The organism is Burkholderia sp. BCC0044, assembly GCF_902832955.1.
Lineage (GTDB): Bacteria > Pseudomonadota > Gammaproteobacteria > Burkholderiales > Burkholderiaceae > Burkholderia.
Genome location: NZ_CADFDO010000012.1, coordinates 13,488 through 37,908, shown reverse-complemented (window position 1 = coordinate 37,908; position 24,421 = coordinate 13,488). Strand labels below are relative to the sequence as shown.

Genomic DNA, 24,421 nt, shown 5'->3' with positions numbered 1-24,421 from the left:
GACAGCCACTTCTCCGCTTCGCGCGCATCCGAGCCCATTTCCTCGAGGCCGAACAAGTAGAAGCTGCCGAGCGCCTTCTGCGCGTTCAGGTCGCCGCGCTCGGCGGCCTCGCGCATCCACTTGAGCGCCTGGTAGCTGTCCTGGCGCACGCCGTCGCCGCGGAAATAACGCAGGCCGAGGTCGTAGGCGGCCTTCGGCTGGGCCTTCGCGGTTTGCTTGAGCGCGGCGATGCGCGGATCGTCCCGGTCTTCCGCATCGTCCCTTTTTTGATAGGAGACCTGATCTTTAGGGCGATCGGAACAACCTGTGTCGTCGCAGATCCGTACCGTGCCGGCGGTAACCGACGGATCCTGCGCGCACGCGGCCAACAGCAACAGCAGCCCCGGTGCGAGTAAACGGCGATACATGGGTACTTTCCTCACGTTTCATTGGCGCCGTATTGCTTCGCGCGCTCGCCCGCGAGCATGCCCCCGGCTGGTGCGAGGCGCAGCGAAGGTCGTCCGCGGGCCCGCATGCCAAGGCTCTCTCAGGTTCTCTTGTCGGCTTGAAACATCGTGGCAGCGTGCGGTGCGGCGGGAAAACGGCAAGCGAAGACCCCACCCCTGTTCCGTCTCTTCAATCCACGCAATAGCTTTCGCTGCTTACTGGCTTCAAATGATACATATCGGTCTATCCAATAGTCAAGACGACTTGACGACCGGCTCGCCGAGCGGAGATTGCCGAGCCGGCAATCCGCTCGGGCAGAGCCGGGAGCCCGATTCCGTCGAGCAGCATGGTGCTAGAATAATCGGTCTATGCTGCTGAAATATCGAGGAGGAAGCCGTTCGTGCGAGCCAACAAACGCCAGCTGGTGGTAGACAAAGCGACCGAACTGTTCTCCAGGCACGGATTCCACCCGGTGGGCGTCGACTGGATCATCGACGATTCCGGTGTCGCCCGAATGACGCTGTACCGGCATTTTGCGAGCAAGGACGAACTCATCCGCGAGGTGCTGGTCCAGCGCTACGACCTGATCGTCGGCAGCATCGCCGCGCAGTTGCAGCACGTCGTCGATCCGGTCGAGCGCGTCAAGACGATCTTCGACTGGTACGCGGCGTGGTTCAGGACACCCGAATTTGCCGGCTGCCTGTTCGAGCGTGCGCTGGCCGAATTCGGCACCGCTTATGCGCCGATCTCGGACGTCGCGATCCGCTATCGCCGCAAGATGGTCGAATGGATCGCCGAACTGATCGAGGCCGTCGTGCCGCCCGAAACCGCGAACCGGCTGGCAACCGTCTTCATGATGCTGCTGGACGGCGCCACGGTCGAAGCGCGGGCGTTCAGCGATTCCGCGGCTGCCGCGCGCGCGTGGCAAGCCGCGCATGCCCTGCTCGAACAGGCGATGCACGCGACGGCCTCGCCCGCCGACGGCGCGGGCAGCCCGGCGTAACGCACGTCGCGCGCCGTCGTATTGCAGGCAAACCGAGGCCGGGGGGCGCGGAGAGAACGACATGCATGAGCGGATGCGCTTGATCGGTTTCGCGCTGGGTGCGGCACTCGCATGCGCCGGCTGCAAATCGGTGAACGTCGGTCGGTATGAAATCCAGCACCGCGATCGGAACGGCCTCACGATCGTTGCGTACACCACGGAAGACCTCGCATCGCTCGACAAGACGCTGTGGGCCGACCACGTCTACCTCCGCTACGCCGTCACGCCGGTCACCATCCAGAAGCGATTCGATGCGGGCGCAACCGATCTCGACGACTATCCGTTCTCCGCGCGACGGCTCGACATTCGCGCCCGCTGCCCGATCCCCACGTCGGAATTCTGCTCGTCCTGGTTCATTCCGTTCCATGATCGCGTGGGGCTGCAGGGTCTCGACTATGTGTCGGGACTCGACGCAAGCGAACCGGCGCGCCTGACGTTGCGCATCGGCGGCGGGAGCATGGCCGGGGCCCGGCTGGTGTCGAAGGAACACGCGATCAAGGTCGACGCGGGCGACATCGCGAAGCCGAACGGGCCGTGATGCCCGGCGGGGCCCGGGCGCGAGACACCCATCGAGCGGGCACGGCGATTGCGCCGCTGCACTCCCGGGAGGCCCGCCATCATGAACGACAACGATCTTCTCCAGCCCGAGCCGACGGAACCGGCCCCGAACGCGCTCACGTGGGTCCGGCGCCTCGGCCCCGGCCTGGTCACCGGCGCCGCCGACGACGATCCTTCCGGCATCGGCACGTACTCGCAGGCAGGCGCGCAATTCGGCTTCGAACTGCTGTGGGCGCTGCTGCTGACGTATCCGCTGATGACGGCCATCCAGCTGGTCAGCGCGCGAATCGGCCGCGTGACGGGCAAGGGACTCGCATCCAACATGCGCGCGCACTACCCGCGATGGCTGCTGTACGGGACGGTCGTGCTGCTGATCACGGCCAACGTGATCAACATCGCGGCCGACCTGTCGGCCATGGGCGCGGCCGTCAATTTGCTGCTGCCCGGCCCGCAACAGCTCTACATCGTGTGCCTCGGCGGCGTGTCGGTCGTGCTGCAGGTGTTCGTTCCGTACGACCGCTACTCGCGATTGCTCAAGTGGACGGCGCTGACGCTGCTGGCCTATGTCGCGGTCGCCCTCATCGTGCCGGTCAGCTGGGCCGAGGTCGGTCGCGCGATCGTGCAGCCCCATGCGCAACTGACCGCCGCTTATCTGACCACGGTGGTCGCCGTGCTCGGCACGACCATCAGCCCGTATCTGTTTTTCTGGCAGGCGTCCCAGGAAGTCGAAGAGTTGCGCGCCGCGCCGAATCAGCAGCCGCTGCGGCACATGCCGCGCCAGGCGCCCGCGCAGTTGCGCCGGATCAACTTCGATACGTGGTTCGGCATGGGCGTCTCGAACGTGATCGCGTTCTTCATCGTGCTGACGGCAGCAGCCACGCTCAACGCGCATCACATCGACGTCAAGACGTCGGCGGACGCCGCGCGGGCGCTCGAGCCGCTTGCCGGTCGCTTCGCGTACGTACTGTTCGCGCTCGGCATCGTCGGCACCGGCCTGCTGGCGCTGCCGGTGCTCGCGGGATCGGCCGCCTATGCGGCGGCCGGCACCTTCCGCTGGCGCAACAGTCTCGCGCTGCAGTTGGGCGTCGCGCCCGAATTCTATGCGGTGATCGCATTGGCGATCGTCGGCGGGATCGCGATCACGTTCATGCATTTCGACCCGATCCGCGCGCTGTACTGGAGCGCCGTCATCAACGGCGTGAGCGCCGTGCCGATCATGGTCGTGATGATGCTCATGGCGAGAAGCAGACGGGTCATGGGCGAATTCGCCATCAGAGGCGCGCTTGCGTGGGGAGGATGGATCGCGACGCTCGCGATGGCGGTCGCGGCGCTGGGCGTGTTCGTGCCGGGATGAAACCCGCGGCGCGGATGATGCCGCGAGCCGCCGCGCTCACTCCAGTTCGCCGCCGCTTAGCGCGGCGCCGACCGCATTGCGCAGCACGTCCGCGAGCCGCTGGTTCTCGTCGATGCGGGCCTGTTCGATCGCGACGTCCTTGGTATTGCCCGTCCGGCGCGCCCATTCCTGGCGCTCGCGCGCAAAGATCATCCGCTCGTGAACCGCGCGGATCGCCCCCCATATCGCATCCTCCGCTTTCTGGGCTTCCGCATCGTCGAGAGAAAGCGCGGAGAACGCATGCCCGGTATGGCACCGGTATCGCAACGGACGATCGTCGCGCATGCGCCAGAGCACGCCGTTGCAACTGGGGCACGTGAGGGCTGAGCGCGTGCCGATTTCATCGAGAAGCCCGGGGTCGACGAGGCCGTCCTCTGCAATCCGGCTCTCATGATCCAGGTCGCGCAAGTCTGCCATCTTTCGCTGCTCCTTCACACGTGCGCCGTAGACCGCTGCATGAATGGCCCGCGGCAGATCCTCCGCCCTCGTAACCGCATCGGCGCCCGTCGCCGCCAGTGCGCTGCGCGGCATCGACGGGGCTTCGCATTCATCGGGGTCCTGAACGATACCGTAACCGCCCCGCGCGCGAATCGCCGCCAGGCCGGCCGCACCGTCGTCGAGGTCACCGCTGAGGACCACGCCGATCGCACCGGCGCCATATTCGCGGGCGGCGGACCGGAACAGCGGATCGGCGGCCGGGCGGGCGAAATTCTCGGCGGCCGTATCGAGCAGCCGGAGATTTCCTTCGCGCACGATCATGTGCCTGTCGGGAGGCGCCACATAAATTCTGCCGGCCCGCGGGCGTTCCCCGTGTGTCGCCACGCTTGCATTCAATGCGCCCCATCGCGACAGCAGCTCTGGCAAAAACGTCCGATGTCGACCAATGTGCTGAACGATGCAAATCGGCACCGGAAAATCCGCGGCGATGCCCGCCACGAGGGTCCGGAGGACCGGGAGCCCCCCTCGGGACGAGGCGATTACGACGATATCTCGACGATCCATAGACCCCCCTTGCGGATAGAGCAGCAAAAAGGGTTCCCGAAGCGGGGCTCCGTCACCGGCGATCGCAGACGCCGCAATGCGGGTCGAATGGCGATTGCCGCCCACGCCGTCGCGGCGAGCCACGCCCGAACGACCCGCGACGCGCGCACGGCACGTCGGCCGTCATGGGGTGCCGCGCTGCACGTCGCCGAGCGCCGCGAGCAACATCCCGAAATCCAGCGGCTTCGACAGATGGCTGTCGAAACCGGCCTCCGCCGCGGCGCGGACATCGTCCTGGCGATTACGGCCGGTCAGCGCAACGGTCCAGAGCTTGGCCCAGCGGGGATCGGTCTTGATCCGGCGCAGCAGCTCGTAGCCGTCCATGTCGGGCAGCCCGATATCGGACACGATGGCGTCGATGGGCGCCTCCTGCAGCATCGTCAACGCGGCGGCTCCGCTTTCCGCGGCCTCGACCACCGCCCCCGCCAGTTCCAGCAGCGTGGTGAGCGACAGCGCCGTCTCCCGGTCGTCCTCGACCAGCAGCACGCGAAGGCCGGCGATATTCCCCTCCGGCACGCCGCTGCCCGCAGGCATGGCGCGCTCGTTCGAGGCGGCCGGCAGCCATACCGTCATCGTGGTGCCGCACCCCGGGCCGTCGGACGTCGCGGCGATCCGGCCGCCGTGCATTTCGACGAGTTGCCGAACCAGCGCCAGCCCGATGCCGAGACCGCCGCGGGTCCTGTCGCGCCGCGCTTGCCGGAACATGTCGAAGATATGCGGCAGCGTATCGCCATCGATCCCCTGCCCGTCGTCGATCACGTCGACCCGCAGCATCTTGCCCTCATGCGCGAGACGCACGACGATCTCGCCGTGCGATTGCGTGTACTTGAGCGCATTGGACATCAGGTTCCAGAAAATCTGCTCGCATCGCACCGGATCGGCGAGCGCGATGGTCGGCTCCGCCGGCAACTCCGTTTTCAGGACCAGGCCGCGCGCGTGCACGTCGAGCTCGCAGGTATCCGCGATGCTGCGCAACATCGCCGTCAGATCGACCCGGCCCAGCTCGAGCGCGAGCTTGCCGGTCTGGATGCGCGACAGATCGAGCAGGTCGTCGATGATCTGCGCCTGCGCGCGCACGGCCTGCCGAATCGAATCCGCGGCTTCGCGCACGGCGGGAATGTCGCGCGTCTCCGGCAGGCGCGGCAGCATTTCCGACTTGACGCCGATCAGGTTGAGCGGATGCCTCAGCTCGTGGGACAGCACGGCAATGAACTCGTCCTTCAGCTGATTCGAACTGAGCGCCTGCTCGCGTGCCGCCTGTTCCCGCGCGAGCGCTTCGCGGTTCGCGTCGTCGCTCTGCTTGCGCAGCGTCATGTCGCGCACGATCTTCGCGAAGCCGCTGAACGACGTATCGGAAATCGGCGTGACGACGCCGCTGCAGAAAATCCGCCGCCCATCCTTGGTGCGGTGCCAGCGTTCGTCGTCCGCGCGCCCTTCGCGGGTTGCGACGTCGCGCTCGCGGGTCGGCACGAGCGCTTGCCGATCATTGAGTTCGTAGAGCAGCTCGACGTTCTGGCCGATCACCTCTTCTTCCGTATAGCCGAAGATGCGTTCCGCACCGGCGTTCCAGCTCACGATCGCGCCGCTGCCGTCCTGGATGATGATCGCGTAGTCCTTGGTCGATTGCGCGACCAGGCGCAGGCGCTGCTCGCCTGCTCGCGCCGCCTCTTCCGCGTGATGCCGGTCGGTGATGTCGATCAGCGTGATCACCGCGCCGTCGATGTGGTCGTCCGCCGTCCGGTAAGGCAGCAACCGCATCAGATACCACCGGCCGGCCTCGCTCTCGATCTCGCGCTCGATCAGCCGCAGCGACTGGAACGACTGCCGGACATCGTCGGCCAGCGTCGGATACCGCAGCGCGTGGGTGATATGGAACAGCGACCTGCCCAGGTCCGTATCGATCAGGTTGAAAATCGCGGTGGCGTTGGGCGTAAACCGCTTGACCCGGATTTCCTTGTCGACGAACACCGTCGCGATTTCGCTCGATGCGATGATGTTGTGGAGATCGTCGTTCGCCTTCGCGGTGTCTTCGATCCTGGCCTGCATTTCGGCGTTGGCCGTGGTCAACTCCTCGTTGACCGATTGCAGTTCCTCCTTGCTGCTTTCCAGTTCCTCGCTCGTCGAACGCAACTCTTCGTTGATCGCCTGCAGCTCCTCGTTCGACGCCTTCAACTCCTCGACGGACGTTTCGTACTGCTCGATGATCGTCGCGAGTTGTTCGCGACTGTGCTGCAGCTCCTGTTCGAGCTGCGCCAGAACCGGGTCCTGCCCGCTCGTCTCGACCTGATCCTCCTCGGTCATGCGACCGGCCACCTCGTCGAACACGATGAGCAGGAATTCCGCATTCGCGACCTTGTCGTGAAACGGCCTGACCGTCATGTTGATCCACGACACGCGCGCTTCGTGTGCCCACTTGACCCGGCGCGCCTCCACGCTCGTGCCCGTTTGCAGCGCACGGAAAATCGCGGTGCGCAGATCGAGCCGCAGATCCGGCAACACCAGCGTCATGATGTTGCTCGACAGCTCGCCGCCGACATGCCTGAGGAACCGGCCGGCGTTATCCGACAGATGGACGACGTTCGACTCCTTGTCGATGATGACGCTCGGCGGCGAATACGTTTCGAGCGCACGCTGATGGAGTTCCGAATACGAGAAATTGCGTTGTGCCGGGCTGGCCGGCACCCGCAACGGCGGCTGCGGCATGGCGCGCTCGTCGGACGCGCCGGCTTCGACCTGGAACAGCGGCGGAAAGCCCGTGGCCGGCTTCGCGCGATGCGTGACGACGCGTGCGCGGTAGATCCGGCGCTTCTTGTCCACGACGGAAAACAGATCGTCCGCCGCGTCGGCCGATTCCGCGGTGCCGAGGAACAGGTAGCCGTTCGGGCGCAGCGCGAAATGGAACAGCTCGAGGATTTGCCGCTGCACCGCCCGCTCGAGATAGATCAGCACGTTGCGGCACGAGATCAGGTCGAGATGCGAGAACGGCGGATCGCGCAGCAGGCTGTGCGCCGCGAACAGGATGCGTTCGCGCACCGCCTTCGCGATCACGTAGTGCGCGCCTTCCCGCGCGAAATACCGCTGCAGCAGCGCGGCGGGCACGTCGCTCGCGATCGACAGCGGGTAGGAGCCGGTTCGCGCGCGGACGATCGCCGCTTCATCGATATCGGTCGCGAATACCTGGATGGCCTGGCTCGACATCGCCGCCTCGCGCGCCCGCGCCAGCAGCAGCGAGATCGAGTACGCCTCCTCGCCCGTCGCGCATCCGGCCACCCACACCCGCACCTGTTCCTCGCCGGACTCCGACGCGAACAACGAGCCGATCACTTCCCGTTCGAGGAAATCGAAGGCTTCGCGATCGCGGAAGAACTGGGTCACGCCGATCAGCATGTCCGCCAGCAGCGCGTTCGCTTCTTCCGGCGCGGCCCGCAGGAAATCCCGGTACGCGAGAAGGTCGCGCTGGCCGTTGACCTGCATGCGCCGCTCGATACGCCGCAGCACCGTCGCCCGCTTGTACAACCTGAAATCGTGGCCGGTGCGGACCCGCAGGTGCATCAGAATGTCGGAAAGCGCCCGCTCGGGATCGTTGGCCGTCGGTCGATCGACGTGGTGCAGCGATTGCGTGAATTCGAGACTTTGCTGTTCGATGCGGCGCGCGCTCGACCAGAGTTCGAGCAACCGTTGCGGCATGTCGGCCGCCGGCAGCACGATATCGACGCGCGCCGTGGAAATCGCGTGCTGCGGCATCTCCGCATGCTCGGCGTCGGCCGGTGTCTGGGCGAGCGTGATGCCGCCCGCTTCCTTGATGCGGCTCAAGCCTGCCGCGCCGTCGGAGCCGCTGCCGGACATCACGATGCCGATCGCGCGCCAGTCGTGCGCGCCCGCCAGCGTCCGGAAGAAGTGGTCGATCGTGAACGGCACTTCTTCGGACGCGTCCCGACGGCGGCAGCGAAGGCAGCCGTCCGACATCTCGAGCTGCATGCCCGGCGCGATCACGTAGATGTGGTTTTTTTCGATCGGCACCGTGGACGTCACCTGACGCACCGGCATGCCCGTCGTGTGCTGCAGGACGGCGTCCATATGACTGACCTGTTCCGGCGCGAGATGGACGACGACGACGAACGCCATGTCCATGCTCGTCGGCGCGCTCTCGAAAAAGGTCTGCAAGGCCGCCGTACCGCCCGCCGATGCACCGATGCCCACTACCGGAAACGACAGATCGCTCTTCAACGTGGCGGGCGATGGAGGCCGCTCCTTGTGCGTAGGCGCTTGCCGTGCCATTGACTTCTCCTGATGGTGTTGCGGGACATCGTGTGCCGGCCACCGATCGGTGCCGGTCGCATCGGCCTCGTCCGGTCGTCCCACGATCCCGCTCGTGATACTCCCCCCTGCGCTTCCATGCGCATTGTACGGCACCGGCAAGCGCGCGCACGTGGGCCTGACGGAAGGCTTGCGATCCTTGCGGACGAGCGTCGCGCCTGCACGCAGGCGTGTCACCGCGGCGTCATTCGCGCCGACTTACCATCCCCATCGGTTCCCGAAATGCGATGCCTCCCGTCGACCGCGAGCGGGAACGAATCGTGCTCCCGCACCAACCGGTCGAATCGAATTTATTTTCTTTGACGAATGCCGTATTACCGGCGAATATTCGCGTCGATCAAGCGGTTAGTACCGCTCAAAAACAAGACGAAACGATGCTCGCTCATGCTGTCGGGGACGTTACGCTGCTTCGCCAACAGATACTTGATCGAAGGGGAAGAAATGACGCCGTTGTCCCAGGATGTGAGCATCAAACAACCCGCGGCCGTATCGAAGGCAGCCACGCCGTCGCCCGTTTTCTGGAAAGCGGGGCCGCTCGTCGAAGCCCCTCCGCCCGAGCCCAAATCCGCGACGCCGGACCTGCGCGATTTCTTCGCCGCCGCCGCGCTGCAAGGATTGCTGTCGCGCGACGCCGGACGCAACGTGTCGACGATCGCCGACTACGAATCGAAACGCGCGGTCAGCGCCTATCGGCTCGCCGACGAAATGCTGAAAGCGCGATGAACCGGCACGCCGGCCGGCGCAGGTCGGCCTGCGCGCCTGTCGTCATCCGGTTCGCGCGGCATCGCGGGGAACATGGGCTGCAGCGTTCGCCCGGACGCTGACGCACCGGCCATTCGGTTGCCGCCCGACCGCAATGCCATCGCGCCGATCGGCCGCGCCGGCAACACCGCATGTCCGTCGCGGTGCGCGCCGTCGTCGCGCTCCTGTCGAGCATCGCCACCTGTACTCCTTCTTCACGAAACCGGCATCGTGCGCCGGCGTGGCATGGCCTATGCCACCGAAATGACAACCGCTTGAAAATCCGGCAACGACGGTGGCAGGTCACGCGACGCGCGCGCGTATTGCCGCCGACACTGCGCTTCCCGCGTGTTGCGTCCTTGCATCGGCAACGGTCCGCTCCGTGCGCGGAAAGCAACGCCTCGCGAACCGATCGCACGTTCGTCATCCGGCGCCGCCCCGTGCCCGACCGGCCATCGTCCGTTGGCGTCGCGATGCACGCGTGCGACGCCAACGAACGCCTCCAGCGTCCGCCGAAAGCCGCTCCCGCGACACAGCGCGCGCCGGCCGGCATCGCGCCGCATACCCGCGACCGTCGGCCGCCCACGGGATCGATTCGTGCTGGGCCGACACGGCGAATGTCGCGCAACCCTTTCCACGGAGATGCCATGTTCATCCACAACACCCGGCTTCAGTACACGGTGCGCGTCGGCGCGCCGAATCCCGGCCTCGCCAACCTGCTGCTCGAGCAGTTCGGCGGCCCGCAGGGCGAGCTCGCCGCCGCGATGCGCTATTTCACGCAGGCGATCACCGAGGAAGACCCGGGCCGCAAGGACATGCTGCTCGACATCGCCACCGAGGAGCTGAGCCACCTCGAAGTGATCGGCTCGATGGCCGCGATGCTCAACCGCGGCGCCAAGGGCGAACTCGCCGAAGCGGTCGACGAACAGGCCGAGCTGTATCGCAAGCTGCACGGCGCGGGCAACGACAGCCACGTGACGCAGGTGCTGTACGGCGCGGGCGCGCCGCTTACCAATTCGGGCGGCGTGCCGTGGTCGGCCGCGTACATCGACACGATCGGCGAACCGACCGCCGACCTGCGTTCGAACATCGCGGCCGAAGCGCGCGCGAAGATCATCTACGAGCGGCTGATCAACGTGACCGACGATCCGGATATTCGCGACGCGCTCGGCTTCCTGATGACGCGCGAGGTATCGCACCTGAAGTCGTTCGAGAAGGCGCTGTATGCGATCACCGCGAATTTCCCGCCGGGCAAGCTGCCGCCGAAGGCACCGTACGACAGCGTGTACTTCCGGATGCAGCCGGACGCGGCGCCGCTGGTCGGCCCCTGGAACCACGGAGAGGGTCTCGAAATCCGCGACGCCCAGCCGGCGGTCGACGGCGGCACCGGTATTGCCGAAGGGATGCTCGAGCCGCAGCAGGTGGACGCGATCGACGCGATGGCGCAGCGGCTCGCGTCCGATCCGAACAGCGACCCGGTGACCGGCGCCGAACTCGGCGCGGGCCAGCCGGTTCCGCAGGGCCGCGAGCCCGGCAAGCCGGACGGCGGCTGAACGAACGGTCAACAGGCGCGCGGTTTCGATCGCGCGCGAATTTTTGCACTGTTACGGATAACGAAGTGGCAATGGATACGACGGCAGGCGAAGAACGTCTGATGACTGGTGCGCGACGCCGGCATGGTCCGCGCCTGTCGGAAGCGCGACCCGGATGCCGACGCGCCTGCGAAGCGCCGGGAAGGATGCGACGGAGGGATTGCCGAACGTGCGAACGCGCGTTCGGCTGGCATCAAGCGCTTGATTCTCCGGACTCGGTCTGGTCGGCCATCAGGTACTGGATGACCAGCGTCGGATCGGCGATGTCGAGAATCAGGCGGCGCATCACGCGCTTGCGCATATGGTCGTCATCGAGCGTCCACGGCCCTGCCGCATCGCCGAGGTAGCGGCCGATCGCGCCGCGGTGGTCGCCGTCGGGCGGCAGGCCGAGCCGCGCCGCGAGCAGGCCGGCGATCACGTCGTCGAGTTCGACGTGCAGCGGCCTGGAATCGATCGAAAGTTCGAGCTTCATGGTCGGTCTCGCAAACAGGAAAAAACGGCGCGGCGCGCCCCGCTGTCGCGCGCGCCGGGAAAAGCCGCTCCGGCCAGCGGCTGTTCGACGATCGCAGGCGAGCCCGCGATGCAGGTCAGTAGCCGAGTTCGGGCGCGGGGGCCGACTCGGCGTTGTCCTCTTTCGGCGCTTGCGCGACGGTCGCGTCGGTCGTCAGCACGAGGCTCGCGATCGACGCGGCGTTCTGCAGCGCGGTGCGCGTGACCTTGGTCGGGTCGACCACGCCTGCGTCGACCAGATCGCCGTACTCGCCGGTCGCCGCGTTGTAGCCGAAATTCCCTTTGCCCTCGAGCACCTTCGCGACCACGACCGACGGTTCGTCGCCCGCATTGGCCGCGATGACGCGCAGCGGCGCCTCGAGCGCGCGCAGCACGATCCGGATGCCGGCATCCTGGTCCGAATTCGCGCCGCGGATGTCCGCCAGCGCCGCGCGCGCACGCAGCAGCGCGACGCCGCCGCCCGGCACGATGCCCTCCTCGACCGCGGCGCGCGTCGCATGCAGCGCATCGTCGACGCGATCCTTCTTCTCCTTCATTTCGACCTCGGTGACCGCGCCGACCTTGATCACCGCCACGCCGCCCGCGAGTTTCGCGACACGTTCCTGCAGCTTTTCGCGATCGTAGTCGCTCGTCGCTTCGTCGATCTGCACGCGAATCGACTTCACGCGCGCGTCGATGCGCGCCGCATCGCCCGCGCCGTCGATGATGATCGTATCGTCCTTGCGCACCTCGACGCGCTTCGCACTGCCGAGATCCTCGAGCGTGGCCTTGTCGAGCTGCTTGCCGGTTTCCTCCGAGATGACCGTCGCGCCGGTCAGGATCGCGAGATCCTCCAGCATCGCCTTGCGCCGGTCGCCGAAACCCGGCGCCTTGACGGCGGCGACCTTCAGGATGCCGCGCATCGAATTCACGACGAGCGTCGCGAGCGCTTCCGCCTCGACATCCTCGGCGACGATCAGCAGCGGCTTGCCGGCCTTGGACGCCGCTTCGAGGATCGGCAGCAGGTCGCGGACACTGGAGATCTTCTTGTCGTGCAGCAGGATCAGCGCATCGTCGAGATAGGCCGCCTGCTTCGCCGGATCGTTGATGAAGTACGGGCTCACGTAACCGCGATCGAACTGCATGCCTTCGACCACGTCGAGTTCGTTCTCCAGCGACTTGCCGTCCTCGACGGTGATCACGCCGTCCTTGCCCACTTTCTCCATCGCGTCGGCGATGATCTTGCCGATCGCTTCGTCGGAATTCGCGGAAATCGCGCCGACCTGCGCGATTTCCTTGTGGGTCGAAATCGGCCGGGACAGCTTGCGCAGCTCGTCGAGCACCGCGCCGACGGCCTTGTCGATGCCGCGCTTCAGATCCATCGGGTTCATGCCGGCCGCGACGTGCTTCATGCCTTCCTGCACGATCGCCTGCGCGAGCACGGTGGCGGTGGTCGTCCCGTCGCCGGCCACGTCTGCCGTCTTCGACGCGACCTGCTTGACGATCTGCGCGCCCATGTTCTCGAAGCGGTCCTTCAGCTCGATTTCCTTCGCGACCGACACGCCGTCCTTCGTGATCACGGGCGTGCCGAAGCCGCGTTCGATCACGACGTTGCGGCCCTTCGGGCCGAGCGTCACCTTCACCGCGTCGGCCAGCACGTTCACGCCCTTGACGATCTGCTGGCGCGCGCCGTCGCGGAATTTCACGTCTTTTGCAGTCATTTTCTTGCTCCGGATACAGTCGTTGAACGGGATGCCGCGCGCATCGGGTCAACGCCCGTGCGACGCGGTCGAATCGGCATTCAGGCCGCTTTCCTGGCGGCCGGCGATTCGGGTTCGAGTACGCCCATGACGTCCTCTTCGCGCATCACGAGCAGTTCCTCGCCGTTCACCTTCACGGTCTGGCCTGCATATTTGCCGAAGAGAACCTGGTCGCCGACCTGGAGCTGCAGCGGGCGCTGCGAGCCGTCCTGGAGCAGCCGGCCGCTGCCGACCGCAATCACTTCACCCTGCTCGGGCCGTTCGGCGGCCGAATCGGGAATCACGATGCCGGAGGCCGTCGTCCGCTGCTGTTCGATTCGCTTGACGATAACCCGGTCGTAGAGGGGACGAATCTGCATTTTCATCTCCTGAGCGATGAGATCACCTGGAAAAGGGAATCCGCTGGCGCGTGCATGCGCAAGGGCTGCGCTGCGCCGGCGTGCCATCGATTGGCGAAAAGCGAAATAGTGGCGGACAGACGCGCTTCAAGAGGGTGACGAGCGCCCAATATGTAACGAAATGTTTCATCGCGAAACCGGCGTTCGCACGACCGGCGGCTGTGTCGAGAGGCTCTCCGTGACGAGCGGCAACACGGCCTCGACGGTCACTGCTGCGGGCCACGCGAATCGTCATTGAACGGCGCTTGAAATCCGCGCGCCTCATCCTATTTTGGTATCGCTCAAGCAGCTGCGGCTTACGCGCTGCGTGTTTCGATTTGTTTGTCAGCGAGGCCTCTCGCGGATCGACGAACTGGAGCGCGTGGTCCGGTTCGTCCTCCGTGCGAGGTCCAACCGGGAGCGAATCATGAACGATCCTTTCTTCATCTTCGATCGGCTGCCGGAGGTCGGCCGCCGACCACGACGCGCCGCCCGCGTCGTCACGGGTCTGCCGGCCGGCCTGCGGAAAGCGCGCAACGACACGAGTCGCTTCGCGCCAATCAGCGCTCGCATACGTGCCGTGCGCAAGCCATTCGCGTTGCGCGGCGCGCCCCAACCCGCTGCGATCGGCCGACCGAAGCTGCCGCGCCGTCGAGTCGCCGGGTTTGGACGCATGCTGCACCCGATTTCGTTGTTCCGCGTCACGCCTGCGGGCGGCGGCTCCATGCGCGACGGGAGGCAGCCATGCTGAGCCCGCACGAATTCGCGACGCTGATGCTGGTGTGCCAGGCGCCGGATCAGCTCGACATGAATCGCGCCGAACTCGATGCATTGCTCGAACGGCAACTCGTCATGCTCGAACATGGCGCGCCCGGCCGCCGGCGTGCGTATCTGACAAAGAAGGGTCGATCGATCCTTCATGCGCTCGGCGCCGACATCGCTTCCCACCGGCGTCACGGGTCGACGGCGGAGCGCGGCAGTCAATGCGCGGCGCCCGTCGCCTTATCGGACGAGGCCGGATGACGCGGTGTCCGGGCAGTGGCGCTATTGCGCACGCGTAACGGCGCGGGTCGCCGTCGCTACCCAGCCGTGGATCAATCCCTTCGCTTCGTGGAAGCGGATTGACGACACGGCCGCGCCACCGCGTTGCGCGACCTCGCCGGCCAATCATCACGATTCCTTTAACTTTCCGTGAGGACTTCGACACCGGCCGCCGCCTACGATGGGCGCATGTTTTCAGCACCTGCTTCCAGGAGCCCATCATGCCCACCCGCAGAGATCTGCTGTTCGCCGGCGCCACCGGCCTCGCCGCGCTCGCGGCGCTGTCGTCCGCCGGCCGCCGCGCGCTGGTCGGCCGCGCATTCGCCGCGCCGCCGGCCGGCGCGCCGAAAGCCGCCCCGTTCGAGATCACGCTCAGCGACGCCGAATGGCATCGCCGGCTCACGCCCGCCCAATACGCGGTCCTGCGCGAAGCCGGCACCGAGCGGCCGTTCACCAGCCCGCTGAACGACGAGCACCGGCACGGCACGTTCGCGTGCGCCGGCTGCGACCTCGCGCTGTTCTCGTCGGCCACCAAATTCGACAGCCATACGGGCTGGCCGAGCTTCTGGAAAGCGCTCGACCACGCCGTCGCCACCGACACCGACGCGTCGTTCGGGATGGTCCGCACCGAAGTGCACTGCCGCCGCTGCGGCGGCCATCTCGGCCACGTGTTCGACGACGGCCCCGCGCCCACGGGCCTGCGCTACTGCATGAACGGTCTCGCGCTCGCCTTCCACCCGGCCGCCGCCTGATCCGGCCCCGCTCCCGTTCGACTGGAGAACGCATCATGCTGCTCATCGTCCTTGCCTATCTCGGCGGCGTACTCACGATCCTGAGCCCGTGCATCCTGCCCGTGCTGCCGTTCGTGTTCGCCCGCGCCGACCAGCCGTTCGTGCGCACCGGCCTGCCGCTGCTCGCCGGCATGGGGCTCACGTTCGCCGTCGTCGCGACGCTCGCCGCCGTCGGCGGCGGCTGGGTCGCGCAGGCCAACCAGGCCGGCCGCTGGATCGCGATCGTGCTGCTCGCGATGTTCGGCCTGACGCTGCTGATGCCGCGCTTCGCGGAACACCTGACGCGCCCGCTCGTCGCCGCCGGCAACCGGCTCACCGGGTTCGCGCAACGCGACGGCCGCCCGGCGGGCCCCGCGTCGTCGCTGCTGCTCGGCGTCGCGACGGGCTTGCTGTGGGCGCCGTGCGCGGGCCCGATCCTCGGCCTCGTGCTGACCGGCGCCGCGCTGCGCGGCGCGAGCGTCGGCACGACGCTGCTGCTCGTCGCGTATGCGGCCGGCGCGGCGACGTCGCTCGGCGTCGCGCTCGTGATCGGCGGCAAGGTGTTCGCCGCGATGAAGCGCTCGCTCGGCGCCGGCGAATGGATCCGGCGCGGGATCGGCGCGGCGCTGCTGGCCGGCGTCGGCGCGATCGCGCTTGGCCTCGATACGGGCGCCCTCGCGCAACTGTCGACGGTCACCACGGGCGGGCTCGAAACCAAGCTCGTCGACCGCCTCGGCGGGCGCTCGAACGGCGCACCGGCGGCGCCGGCCGCAACCGGCGGCGGCGGCGACACCGCGACGGGCAACGCGACGGGCGGCGCGATGATGGCCGCCGCGGCGGACGGCGCACAGGCCGGCGGCGGGGCGATGGCCGGCAGCGCGATGATGCGTGCGGCCGCCGCCCCCCCCTCCGCGCTGCCGGTCGAAGGCACGCTGCCGTCGCTCGACGGCGCGGTGCAGTGGCTGAACTCGCCGCCGCTGACGGCGGCCGGGCTGCGCGGCAAGGTCGTGCTGGTCGATTTCTGGACGTATTCGTGCATCAACTGCCTGCGCACGCTGCCGTACACGACCGCCTGGGCACGCAAGTACGCGCCGTACGGGCTCGTCGTGATCGGCGTGCACGCGCCGGAATTCGCGTTCGAGCGCGACATCGGCAATGTAAAGAAGGCCGTGCACGACCTCGGCATCGACTTCCCGGTCGCGATCGACAACGGCTATTCGATCTGGCGCGCGTTCAACAACGAATACTGGCCCGCGCACTACTTCATCGACGCGCAAGGGCGGATCCGCCATCACCACTTCGGCGAAGGCGAATACGCGCAGTCGGAACGCGCGATCCAGTCGCTGCTCGCCGAAGCCGGCCACCCGGACGCGCTGAACGTGCCGCTCGGGCTCGCCGGCGCGCCCGCGAAGGGCGCGCTCGCGGCGGCCGACAGCGCGGACGTCCGGTCGCCCGAAACGTATGTCGGCTATGCACGCGCGGAAAGCTTTGCGTCGCCGGGCGGTGCCGTGCGCGATGCGGCACACCGTTACGACGCACCGGCCCGCCCGGATCTCAACGGCTGGGGCCTCGCGGGCACGTGGAACGTCGGCGCCGAGCGCGCGTCGCTGGCCGCGCCGGATGGCCGGATCGTCTATCGCTTTCATGCGCGCGACCTGCACCTCGTGCTCGGCCCGGGCGCGAACGGCCAGCCCGTGCGCTTTCGCGTGACGCTCGACGGCGCCGCGCCCGGCGCCGCGCATGGCACGGATGTCGATGCGCAGGGCTACGGCACCGTCACCGGCCAGCGCCTGTACCAGCTCGTCCGGCAGCCGGGCGCGATCGCCGATCGCACGTTCGCGATCGAGTTTCTCGATCCCGGGGTCGATGCGTACGCATTCACTTTCGGTTGATCGCGCACGCCGCCGCGATCCGAGCAACGTCTTTTTCAACGCATTCCGAAGGAGCAAAACATGATCCCGATCCCGACCCGCGATGCCGCCGCCCGCCGGCGCGCCGCCATGCTGCGCCGCATCGGCGCCATCGCCGTCGCGGCGGCCGCCGTGTTCGGCTACCAGCGCATCGTCAATTCCGCCGAGCCGATGCGTACCGTGCCCGCGCCGACGCTCGACGAAACGCCCGGCGCGTCGCACGACGAGACGGCCGTGTTCGCCGGCGGCTGCTTCTGGGGCGTGCAGGGCGTGTTCGAGCACGTGAAGGGCGTGAAGCAGGTGACCGCCGGCTATGCGGGCGGCGCGTCCGAAACCGCGCACTACGCGCTCGTCGGCTCGGGGCTGACGGGGCACGCGGAATCGGTGCGCATCGTCTACGACCCGACGCAGATCACGTACGGCCGGCTGCTGCAGGTGTTCTTCTCGGTCGCGCACGACCCGACCGAGCTGAACCGGCAGGGCCCCGACGAAGGCTCGCAGTACCGCTCCGCGATCTTCCCGACCACCGCGCAGCAGCGCGCGGTCGCGACCGCGTACATCGCGCAGCTCGGCGGCGCGCATGTGTTTCCGGCGCCCGTCGTTACGCGTGTCGAAGCCTACAAGGGCTTCTATCCGGCCGAGGCCTATCATCAGAACTACCTCGAACTGCATCCCGATGCGCCGTATATCGCGTTCAACGACTTGCCGAAGGTCGCCGGGCTGAAACAGTACTTCCCGGCGCTGTACCGCGCCGACCCGGTGCTGTGGCGCGAAGCGCGCTTGTGAGCCGCTTGTGACCGTCCGCTCGCCGCATGACGGCATACCACCCGCCGCACCGTCGCGCCACGGCCGCCCCGCACCAGCGGCGGCCTCTTTGCGCCACATCAACGAACCGGCGGACGCGATGCCGGGGCAAACCCGCATCGCGTCCGCCGGGGCCGGCAACTTCGCGTAGACTCTCCTGATTCCCGCCGCTTGTTGCGGCGCTCGACATTCAGTCCCGCCAGGAGGCGTCACGCATGCGCGCAGTGCCTTTGCCTGACAGCAACACCCTCGAAGAACCGTCCACCGGCGCGATCGTACGCGACCTGCGCCGCGTGCCCATTCACCCGGATCACTGGTATCCGCTCGCGTGGTCGCGCGAACTCAAGCGCGGCAAGACGCTCGGCGTGCGCTTCGCCGGCGATCCGATCGTGCTCGTGCGCACCGAATCGGGCGCCGTGTATGCGCTCGAGGATCGTTGCGCGCACCGCCAGGTGCCGCTGCACGCGGGCGTCGTCAGCGGCGAAACGCTGCGCTGCTGCTATCACGGCTGGACCTACGCGTGCGACAGCGGCCGCTGCGTCGACGTGCCCTACCTCGGCCGCGAGCGCTTGCCCAACGGCGTGCGCGCGTATCCGTGCCGCGAGGCGCACGGGCTGATCTTCGTGTTTCCGGGCGACGCGACGCTCGCCGACGAACGGCCGTTCCCCGCGCTCGAATCGGCGGACAACCCCGCGTACAAGACGCGCCGCTTCGGCCGCGAGGTCAAGTGCCACTACTCGTTCATGCACGAGAACCTGATGGACATGAACCATCAGTTCCTGCATCGCAAGCAGATGGGGCAGATGCGCGCGCGCTCGGTGGGCCGCCGTCGCGGCGACGACTGGGTCGAGGTCGACTACACGTTCGCGCGGATGGAAGGCAAGCAGCCGGTCGGCGAGGCGCTCGTGTTCGGCGCGAGCAAGAAGCCGGCCGACCAGTCCGACAAGAGCGTGATGACGGTGCGCACCGGCTACCCGTACCAGACGCTGCAGATCCGTTCGAGCGAAGGCACGCTCGTGATGGACCTGTGGATCGTCTACGTGCCGCTCGACGCCGAGCAGCGCACCAATCGCACGTTCGGGCTGCTGTCGATCCACAAGCCCGGCATCCCGTTCGCACTCGATCTCGCGTGGCCGCTGCTCGTGTGGTTCACCGAGCGCATCTTCCGCGAGGATCGCTGGATCGTCGAGCGCGAGCAGGAAGCGCACGATCGCCAGGGCGCCGACTGGAACCACGAGGTGTTTCCGGTCATCAACGAGTTGCGCGACCTGCTGCGCCAGTGTGGCGCGCGCACCGTGATCCCGATCCGCGACGCGCGCGACAGCGCGTGACGTGACGCATGCGGCGCGCGGCGGCGAGCCGCCGCGCACGCCGTTACAGCGTGAACGCGCCCGGCAGCAACGCGCTGGCCGTCGTGATCTCGACGGCCCCTTTCAGGTTCGCGAGGATCACCTCGATATCGGGCTTGCCGATCTCGATGATCACCTGACGACATGCACCGCACGGCGCGATCGGGCCGTCCGTGTCGCCGACTACCGCGAGCCGCGCGAAATCCCCCGGCCGATAGCCGGCGGCGATCGCCGCGAACATCGCCGTGCGTTCCGCGCAATTGCACAGCCCGTACGACGCGTTCTCGACGTTGCAGCCGTGGAAAACCGTGCCGTCGCGCGCGAGCAGCGCCGCGCCGACCTTGAAGCGCGAATACGGCGCATACGCGCGTTCGCGCGCCGCCTTCGCCTGTTCGATCAGTTCGTCTCGTTCCATCGTGGTGATGCCTCCGGGAGCAGGGTCAGCCGATCTGCTGGTAAAGGGTCGGCGGCGCTTCGCCGGTTTCGCCGAGCACGTAGCTGCGGCGCACCGCGTCCGCCGCGTGGGCCGCGGACGCTTCATCGCGAGCGTGTACGAAACCGAGCGGCTCGCCAGCCTCGATGCGCTGCCCGATCTCCACGAGCGCCGACAGGCCGACGCTGACGTCGATCGCGTCCTCCGCGCGCGTGCGGCCGCCGCCGAGCGCGACCACCGCCAGCCCGAGCGCGCGGCAATCGACCCGCTGCACCACGCCGCTCGCGGGCGCCGGAACCGGCACGATCACCGCCGCCCGCACCAGATGCCGCGCGGGCGCGTCGATCAGGTCGGCCGGGCCGCCGAGCGCGACGACCATGCGCGCGAACCGCTCGGCCGCCGCGCCGGAATCGAGCGCCTGCTGCAGCTTCTCCCGCGCGTGGACGGCATCGCGCGCCAGCCCGCCGGTCACGAGCAGTTCGGCCGACAGCGCCATCGTCACGTCGTGCAGACGCGCGGGCCGCGACTTGCCCGTCAGGTAGTCGATCGCGCACGCCACTTCGAGCGCATTGCCCGCACACGGCGCGAGCGACTGGTTCATGTCGGTGAGGATCGCGGTCGTCTTCATGCCGGCGCCGTTGCCGACGTCGACGATGCTGCGCGCCAGTTCCGCCGATTTCTCCGCGGTCGGCATGAACGCGCCCGAGCCGACCTTGACGTCCATCACGAGCCCGTCGAGCCCCGCCGCGAGTTTCTTCGACAGGATCGACGCGGTGATCATCGCGACCGATTCGACGGTCGCCGTCACGTCGCGGATCGCATAGATGCGCTTGTCGGCCGGCGCGAGCCGTGCGGTCTGCCCGATGATCGCGACGCCGACCTCGCGCACCGTGCGGCGAAACGCGTCCGTCTCGGGCATCACGTCGTAACCGGGAATCGCGCTCAACTTGTCGAGCGTGCCGCCGGTATGGCCGAGCCCGCGCCCCGAGATCATCGGCACGTAGCCGCCGCACGCAGCCACCATCGGCCCGAGCATCAGCGACACGACGTCGCCGACGCCGCCCGTCGAATGCTTGTCGATCACCGGCCCGCCGAGATCGAGCGCGCGCCAGTCGAGCACGTCGCCCGAATCGCGCTGCGCGAGCGTCAGCGCGACGCGTTCGTCGGTGCTCAGGTCGTTGAAATACACGGCCATCGCGAACGCGGCCACCTGGCCCTCGGTCACGCTGCCGTCGGTCACGCCGCGCACGAACGCGGCCATCCCGTCGCGATCGAGCGGCTGCCCGTCGCGCTTCCTGCGAATGAATTCCTGCGGTAGAAACATCGTTGCCTCGCTTCGATCGGTCGGAGGGTTCTCAATGCAGCGAAAAGAACAGCCCGGCAATCGCCGCGCTCATCAGGTTCGACAGCGTCGCGGCCGTCAGCGCGCGCAAGCCGAGCCGCGCGACGTCCGAGCGGCGCTCGGGCGCGACCGCGCTGAAGCCGCCCGCGAGAATCGCGATCGACGAGAAGTTCGCGAAGCCGCACAGCGCGAACGACACGATCGCGAGCGTCTTCGGGTCGAGCACCTGCAGGCCGGCCGCCGCCGCATGCGCGCCGCCCTTCAGGTACGGCGACAGGTCGCCGTACGCGACGAATTCGTTGAAGATCAGCTTCTCGCCGATGAAGTTGCCGGCCAGCGCCGCATCGTGCCACGGCACGCCGATGATCCACGCGAGCGGCGCGAACAGGTGGCCGATGATGCCGACCAGCGTAAGCTGCGGGAAGCCCGCGAACGCGGCCGCGCCGCCGACGATCAGGTTCATCAGCGCGATGAGGCCGACGAACGCGATCAGCATCGCGCCGACGTTGATCGCGATGCGCAGGCCGACCGATGCGCCGGATGCGGCCGCCTCGATCACGTTGGCGGCGCGCTTGTCGTCGAAATCGAGGCCGTCGACCACCACGCGGCTCGGCTCGACGGTCGGAAACAGCAGCTTGCCGAACAGCAGCCCGCCCGGCACCGCCATGAACGACGCGGCGAGCAGGTACTCCATCTTCACGCCGAGGCCGGCGTAGCCGACCAGCACCGAGCCCGCGACCGACGCCATGCCGCTCGCCATCACCGTGAAGATCTCGGCGCTCGTCATGTTGCGCACGAACGGCTTCACGAGCGCGGGCATCTCGCTCTGCCCGAGGAAGATCGTCGCGACGGCCGAGCACGCCTCGATGCGGCTCACGCCGAGCACCTTCGCCAACCCCGCGCCGAGGATCGCGACGATCCACTTCATCACGCCGATGTAATACAGCACCGAGATCAGCGCGGTGACGAAGATGATCATCGGCAGCACGCGCAGGCCGAACACGAAGCCGCCGTCGCCGAACAACTGGAACATCCGCGCGTCGACCAGCCCGCCGAACACGAACGCGATGCCGTGATTGCCCATGTCGAGCACGCGATTGACGCCGTTCGCGGCCGCGGCCAGCGCCGCGCGACCGGACGGCACGAACAGCACCAGCGCGCCGATCGCGAACTGCGTGAGCAACGCGGCGATCATGGTCCGCGCGCTGACCGCGCGACGGTTGTTCGACAGCAGATACGCGACCAGCAACAGAAACAGCATACCGAGGAGACTGCGCAGAATATCCACCTTTGTGCTCCTTTCTCACTATTTGAACTGTCCGGCGGACGGCCCGTGCCCGCGACCCGCGTGATCGGGTTGGTGGATGTTACTCGGTCGACAGGCACGCCGGCAACGTCGCCAAAATCGCCGCGCTCAATGGCATCGATCGTTTCCTTTTTCGTCTTCGCCGATTTGATCAGTTGTTCTATCTATGCAACCAAAGTCGGCGCGGGGCGTGCCGTCAGAACGGACACGCCCCGCGCGACACGCATCGTTCACCCCGCGCGTTCGACCGGATGCGGCTCGCGCAGCCGGTTCGCGATCCGCGCGGCCTCGTAATAGCCCGCCGCCGGCGGGCGCTTCAGGTAACGGCCCGCGCCGCGCACCGCGCGCAATTCGCCGTCGGCCCACGCGAGTGCGCCGCGCGTGAGCGTGTGCGTCGCGACACCCTGCACCGTCATCCCCTCGAACACGTTGAAGTCGACCTGCTGGTGATGGGTCTTCACCGAGATCGTCTTCGTCGCGGCCGGATCCCACACGACGAGATCGGCATCGGCGCCGACCTGCACGGCGCCCTTGCGCGGATACAGGTTGAAGATCTGCGCGGCATTGGTCGACGTGATCCGCACGAACTCGTTCGGCGTGATGCGGCCGTGATTCACGCCGTGGTGCCACAGCACCGACATGCGATCCTCGACACCGCCGCAGCCGTTCGGAATCTTCGTGAAATCCTCGCGGCCCATCGCCTTCTGCGATGCGCAGAATACGCAGTGATCGGTCGCCGTCGTATGCAGCTGCCCCGACTGCAGCCCGCGCCACAGCGCCTCGCGATGCTCGGCCGAGCGGAACGGCGGGCTCATCACGTGGGCCGCCGCGCGCGTCCAGTCCGGATCGCGATAGACGGCCTCGTCGATCACCAGGTGTCCCGGCAACACTTCGCCGAACACGCGCAGCCCTTCACTGCGCGCACGGGTGATCACATCCACCGCGTCCTTCGCCGACACGTGCACGATATACACGGGCACGCCGAGCACCTGCGCGATGCGGATCGCGCGGTTCGCGGCCTCGCCCTCCACCTCCGGCGGCCGCGACAGCGGATGCGCCTCCGGCCCGGTGATCCCGCGCGCGAGCAGCGCCTTTTGCAGCTGGAACACGAGTTCGCCGTTCTCCGCGTGCACGGTCGGCAGCGCGCCGAGTTCGAGCGAACGCGTGAAGCTGTTCACGAGCACCTCGTCGTCGGCCATGATCGCGTTCTTGTACGCCATGAAGTGCTTGAAGCTCGACACGCCATGCTCGCGCACGAGCGTGCCCATGTCGCGGTGTACGCTGTCGTCCCACCACGTCACGGCCACGTGGAAACCGTAATCGGAAGCCGCCTTCTCGGCCCAGCCGCGCCATTCGCGGAACGCCTCCATCAGCGGCTGCTTCGGGCTCGGAATCACGAAGTCGATGATGCTCGTCGTGCCGCCCGACAGCCCGGCAGCGGTGCCCGAATAGAAATCGTCGCTCGCGGTCGTGCCCATGAACGGCAGTTCCATGTGCGTATGCGGATCGATGCCGCCCGGCATCACGTACTGGTCGTGTGCGTCGACCACGGTTGCACCGGCCGGCGCGTCGATCGTCTCCGCAATCTGCAGGATCGTGCCGCCGTCCTGCGGGTCCGCGCAGAGCACGTCCGCGCGATAGGAGCGGTCCGCATCGACCACGGTGCCGCCACGAATCAGGATTGCCATTTGGTTGCCTCCTCGTTGACTGTCGGGTGCCGCATGCCGCGC

General features: G+C 67.6%; 21 protein-coding genes. 11 read left to right on the top strand and 10 right to left on the bottom strand.

Annotated elements, in window-relative coordinates; translation table 11 throughout:
- The coding region (locus HWX14_RS35980; protein ID WP_175886779.1) for an SEL1-like repeat protein at nt 1–407 on the bottom strand (407 nt) is incomplete at its 3' end.
- A gap of 419 nt (nt 408–826) precedes the next feature.
- Here HWX14_RS35980 and HWX14_RS35975 point away from each other — a divergent pair.
- From HWX14_RS35975 to HWX14_RS35965, 3 genes are all read left to right on the top strand, one after another.
- Nucleotides 827–1,429: a TetR/AcrR family transcriptional regulator gene (locus tag HWX14_RS35975; RefSeq protein ID WP_175886778.1), complete on the top strand. Its 603-nt coding sequence runs from the start codon at nt 827–829 to the stop codon at nt 1,427–1,429.
- 61 nt (nt 1,430–1,490) lie between these two features.
- Nucleotides 1,491–2,006 carry a hypothetical protein gene (locus tag HWX14_RS35970; RefSeq protein ID WP_175886777.1) on the top strand — a complete coding sequence of 172 codons (516 nt, stop codon included), beginning with the start codon at nt 1,491–1,493 and terminating at the stop codon, nt 2,004–2,006.
- Between the two features lie 81 nt (nt 2,007–2,087).
- Complete coding sequence (locus tag HWX14_RS35965; protein WP_175886776.1) at nt 2,088–3,380, top strand: Nramp family divalent metal transporter; 1,293 nt, start codon at nt 2,088–2,090, stop codon at nt 3,378–3,380.
- A 36-nt stretch (nt 3,381–3,416) separates the two neighbouring features.
- On the opposite strand, the gene HWX14_RS35960 is transcribed toward HWX14_RS35965, so the two are convergent.
- Both HWX14_RS35960 and HWX14_RS35955 read right to left on the bottom strand, forming a co-directional pair.
- A complete protein-coding gene (locus HWX14_RS35960; protein ID WP_175886781.1) occupies nt 3,417–4,421 on the bottom strand; it encodes a chemotaxis protein CheB in 1,005 nt (334 codons plus the stop codon).
- Between the two features lie 162 nt (nt 4,422–4,583).
- Nucleotides 4,584–8,738 (bottom strand): CheR family methyltransferase, encoded by a 4,155-nt coding sequence (locus tag HWX14_RS35955; protein ID WP_175886775.1) that lies wholly within the window; start codon nt 8,736–8,738, stop codon nt 4,584–4,586.
- A gap of 480 nt (nt 8,739–9,218) precedes the next feature.
- Here HWX14_RS35955 and HWX14_RS35950 point away from each other — a divergent pair, with 480 nt between their 5' ends.
- Together HWX14_RS35950 and HWX14_RS35945 are read left to right on the top strand one after the other, a co-directional pair.
- Nucleotides 9,219–9,500: a hypothetical protein gene (locus HWX14_RS35950; RefSeq protein ID WP_175886780.1), complete on the top strand. Its 282-nt coding sequence runs from the start codon at nt 9,219–9,221 to the stop codon at nt 9,498–9,500.
- Between the two features lie 665 nt (nt 9,501–10,165).
- Nucleotides 10,166–11,071 carry a manganese catalase family protein gene (locus tag HWX14_RS35945; protein WP_175886774.1) on the top strand — a complete coding sequence of 302 codons (906 nt, stop codon included), beginning with the start codon at nt 10,166–10,168 and terminating at the stop codon, nt 11,069–11,071.
- Nucleotides 11,072–11,303: 232 nt separating this feature from the next.
- On the opposite strand, the gene HWX14_RS35940 is transcribed toward HWX14_RS35945, so the two are convergent.
- The 3 genes from HWX14_RS35940 to HWX14_RS35930 all read right to left on the bottom strand — a co-directional run bounded on the left by HWX14_RS35940 (nt 11,304) and on the right by HWX14_RS35930 (nt 13,718).
- Complete coding sequence (locus HWX14_RS35940; RefSeq protein ID WP_175886773.1) at nt 11,304–11,582, bottom strand: hypothetical protein; 279 nt, start codon at nt 11,580–11,582, stop codon at nt 11,304–11,306.
- A 115-nt stretch (nt 11,583–11,697) separates the two neighbouring features.
- Nucleotides 11,698–13,320 carry a chaperonin GroEL gene (gene groL, locus HWX14_RS35935; RefSeq protein ID WP_175886772.1) on the bottom strand — a complete coding sequence of 541 codons (1,623 nt, stop codon included), beginning with the start codon at nt 13,318–13,320 and terminating at the stop codon, nt 11,698–11,700.
- A gap of 80 nt (nt 13,321–13,400) precedes the next feature.
- On the bottom strand, nt 13,401–13,718 hold the full coding sequence (locus tag HWX14_RS35930) for a co-chaperone GroES (RefSeq protein WP_006482399.1): 318 nt from the start codon (nt 13,716–13,718) through the stop codon (nt 13,401–13,403).
- 445 nt (nt 13,719–14,163) lie between these two features.
- Between HWX14_RS35930 and HWX14_RS35925 the strand changes: the two genes are divergently transcribed.
- The 6 genes from HWX14_RS35925 (at nt 14,164) to HWX14_RS35900 (ending at nt 19,592) form a co-directional block, all read left to right on the top strand.
- Nucleotides 14,164–14,487, top strand: coding sequence for a hypothetical protein (locus HWX14_RS35925; protein WP_175886771.1), 324 nt, complete (start codon nt 14,164–14,166; stop codon nt 14,485–14,487).
- The gene (locus HWX14_RS35920; RefSeq protein ID WP_175886770.1) at nt 14,481–14,759 is read left to right on the top strand and encodes a hypothetical protein; all 279 of its coding nucleotides are present in this window, start codon (nt 14,481–14,483) and stop codon (nt 14,757–14,759) included. The genes HWX14_RS35925 and HWX14_RS35920 overlap by 7 nt, the downstream gene beginning before the upstream one ends.
- A 239-nt stretch (nt 14,760–14,998) precedes the next feature.
- Nucleotides 14,999–15,529 (top strand): peptide-methionine (R)-S-oxide reductase MsrB, encoded by a 531-nt coding sequence (gene msrB / locus HWX14_RS35915; protein ID WP_175886769.1) that lies wholly within the window; start codon nt 14,999–15,001, stop codon nt 15,527–15,529.
- A gap of 35 nt (nt 15,530–15,564) precedes the next feature.
- Nucleotides 15,565–17,439, top strand: a complete 1,875-nt coding sequence (locus HWX14_RS35910) for a cytochrome c biogenesis protein DipZ (protein ID WP_175886768.1) — start codon at nt 15,565–15,567, stop codon at nt 17,437–17,439.
- 60 nt (nt 17,440–17,499) lie between these two features.
- Nucleotides 17,500–18,243, top strand: coding sequence for a peptide-methionine (S)-S-oxide reductase MsrA (gene msrA / locus HWX14_RS35905; protein ID WP_175886767.1), 744 nt, complete (start codon nt 17,500–17,502; stop codon nt 18,241–18,243).
- Nucleotides 18,244–18,476: 233 nt separating this feature from the next.
- The gene (locus tag HWX14_RS35900; protein ID WP_175886766.1) at nt 18,477–19,592 is read left to right on the top strand and encodes an aromatic ring-hydroxylating dioxygenase subunit alpha; all 1,116 of its coding nucleotides are present in this window, start codon (nt 18,477–18,479) and stop codon (nt 19,590–19,592) included.
- A 43-nt stretch (nt 19,593–19,635) separates the two neighbouring features.
- Here the strand turns inward: HWX14_RS35900 and HWX14_RS35895 are convergent, their stop codons facing one another.
- The 4 genes from HWX14_RS35895 to hydA all read right to left on the bottom strand — a co-directional run bounded on the left by HWX14_RS35895 (nt 19,636) and on the right by hydA (nt 24,379).
- Nucleotides 19,636–20,025, bottom strand: a complete 390-nt coding sequence (locus HWX14_RS35895) for a cytidine deaminase (RefSeq protein ID WP_175886765.1) — start codon at nt 20,023–20,025, stop codon at nt 19,636–19,638.
- Between the two features lie 25 nt (nt 20,026–20,050).
- A complete protein-coding gene (gene deoA / locus HWX14_RS35890; protein WP_175886764.1) occupies nt 20,051–21,367 on the bottom strand; it encodes a thymidine phosphorylase in 1,317 nt (438 codons plus the stop codon).
- A gap of 31 nt (nt 21,368–21,398) precedes the next feature.
- On the bottom strand, nt 21,399–22,673 hold the full coding sequence (locus HWX14_RS35885; protein WP_175886763.1) for a NupC/NupG family nucleoside CNT transporter: 1,275 nt from the start codon (nt 22,671–22,673) through the stop codon (nt 21,399–21,401).
- Between the two features lie 248 nt (nt 22,674–22,921).
- Complete coding sequence (hydA, locus tag HWX14_RS35880; protein ID WP_126364658.1) at nt 22,922–24,379, bottom strand: dihydropyrimidinase; 1,458 nt, start codon at nt 24,377–24,379, stop codon at nt 22,922–22,924.
- Between the last annotated feature and the right edge of the window lie 42 nt (nt 24,380–24,421).

Bases quoted from the DNA above. Each gene is read 5' to 3' on its own strand.
- HWX14_RS35940 (WP_175886773.1), bottom strand. From the start codon at position 11,582: ATGAAGCTCGAACTTTCGATCGATTCCAGGCCGCTGCACGTCGAACTC.
- deoA (WP_175886764.1), bottom strand. From the start codon at position 21,367: ATGTTTCTACCGCAGGAATTCATTCGCAGGAAGCGCGACGGGCAGCCG.
- HWX14_RS35970 (WP_175886777.1), top strand. From the start codon at position 1,491: ATGCATGAGCGGATGCGCTTGATCGGTTTCGCGCTGGGTGCGGCACTC.
- HWX14_RS35945 (WP_175886774.1), top strand. From the start codon at position 10,166: ATGTTCATCCACAACACCCGGCTTCAGTACACGGTGCGCGTCGGCGCG.
- hydA (WP_126364658.1), bottom strand. From the start codon at position 24,379: ATGGCAATCCTGATTCGTGGCGGCACCGTGGTCGATGCGGACCGCTCC.
- HWX14_RS35920 (WP_175886770.1), top strand. From the start codon at position 14,481: ATGCTGAGCCCGCACGAATTCGCGACGCTGATGCTGGTGTGCCAGGCG.
- HWX14_RS35960 (WP_175886781.1), bottom strand. From the start codon at position 4,421: ATGGATCGTCGAGATATCGTCGTAATCGCCTCGTCCCGAGGGGGGCTC.
- HWX14_RS35925 (WP_175886771.1), top strand. From the start codon at position 14,164: ATGAACGATCCTTTCTTCATCTTCGATCGGCTGCCGGAGGTCGGCCGC.
- HWX14_RS35930 (WP_006482399.1), bottom strand. From the start codon at position 13,718: ATGCAGATTCGTCCCCTCTACGACCGGGTTATCGTCAAGCGAATCGAA.
- groL (WP_175886772.1), bottom strand. From the start codon at position 13,320: ATGACTGCAAAAGACGTGAAATTCCGCGACGGCGCGCGCCAGCAGATC.
- HWX14_RS35965 (WP_175886776.1), top strand. From the start codon at position 2,088: ATGAACGACAACGATCTTCTCCAGCCCGAGCCGACGGAACCGGCCCCG.
- HWX14_RS35950 (WP_175886780.1), top strand. From the start codon at position 9,219: ATGACGCCGTTGTCCCAGGATGTGAGCATCAAACAACCCGCGGCCGTA.
- HWX14_RS35955 (WP_175886775.1), bottom strand. From the start codon at position 8,738: ATGGCACGGCAAGCGCCTACGCACAAGGAGCGGCCTCCATCGCCCGCC.
- msrB (WP_175886769.1), top strand. From the start codon at position 14,999: ATGCCCACCCGCAGAGATCTGCTGTTCGCCGGCGCCACCGGCCTCGCC.
- HWX14_RS35900 (WP_175886766.1), top strand. From the start codon at position 18,477: ATGCGCGCAGTGCCTTTGCCTGACAGCAACACCCTCGAAGAACCGTCC.
- HWX14_RS35895 (WP_175886765.1), bottom strand. From the start codon at position 20,025: ATGGAACGAGACGAACTGATCGAACAGGCGAAGGCGGCGCGCGAACGC.
- msrA (WP_175886767.1), top strand. From the start codon at position 17,500: ATGATCCCGATCCCGACCCGCGATGCCGCCGCCCGCCGGCGCGCCGCC.
- HWX14_RS35910 (WP_175886768.1), top strand. From the start codon at position 15,565: ATGCTGCTCATCGTCCTTGCCTATCTCGGCGGCGTACTCACGATCCTG.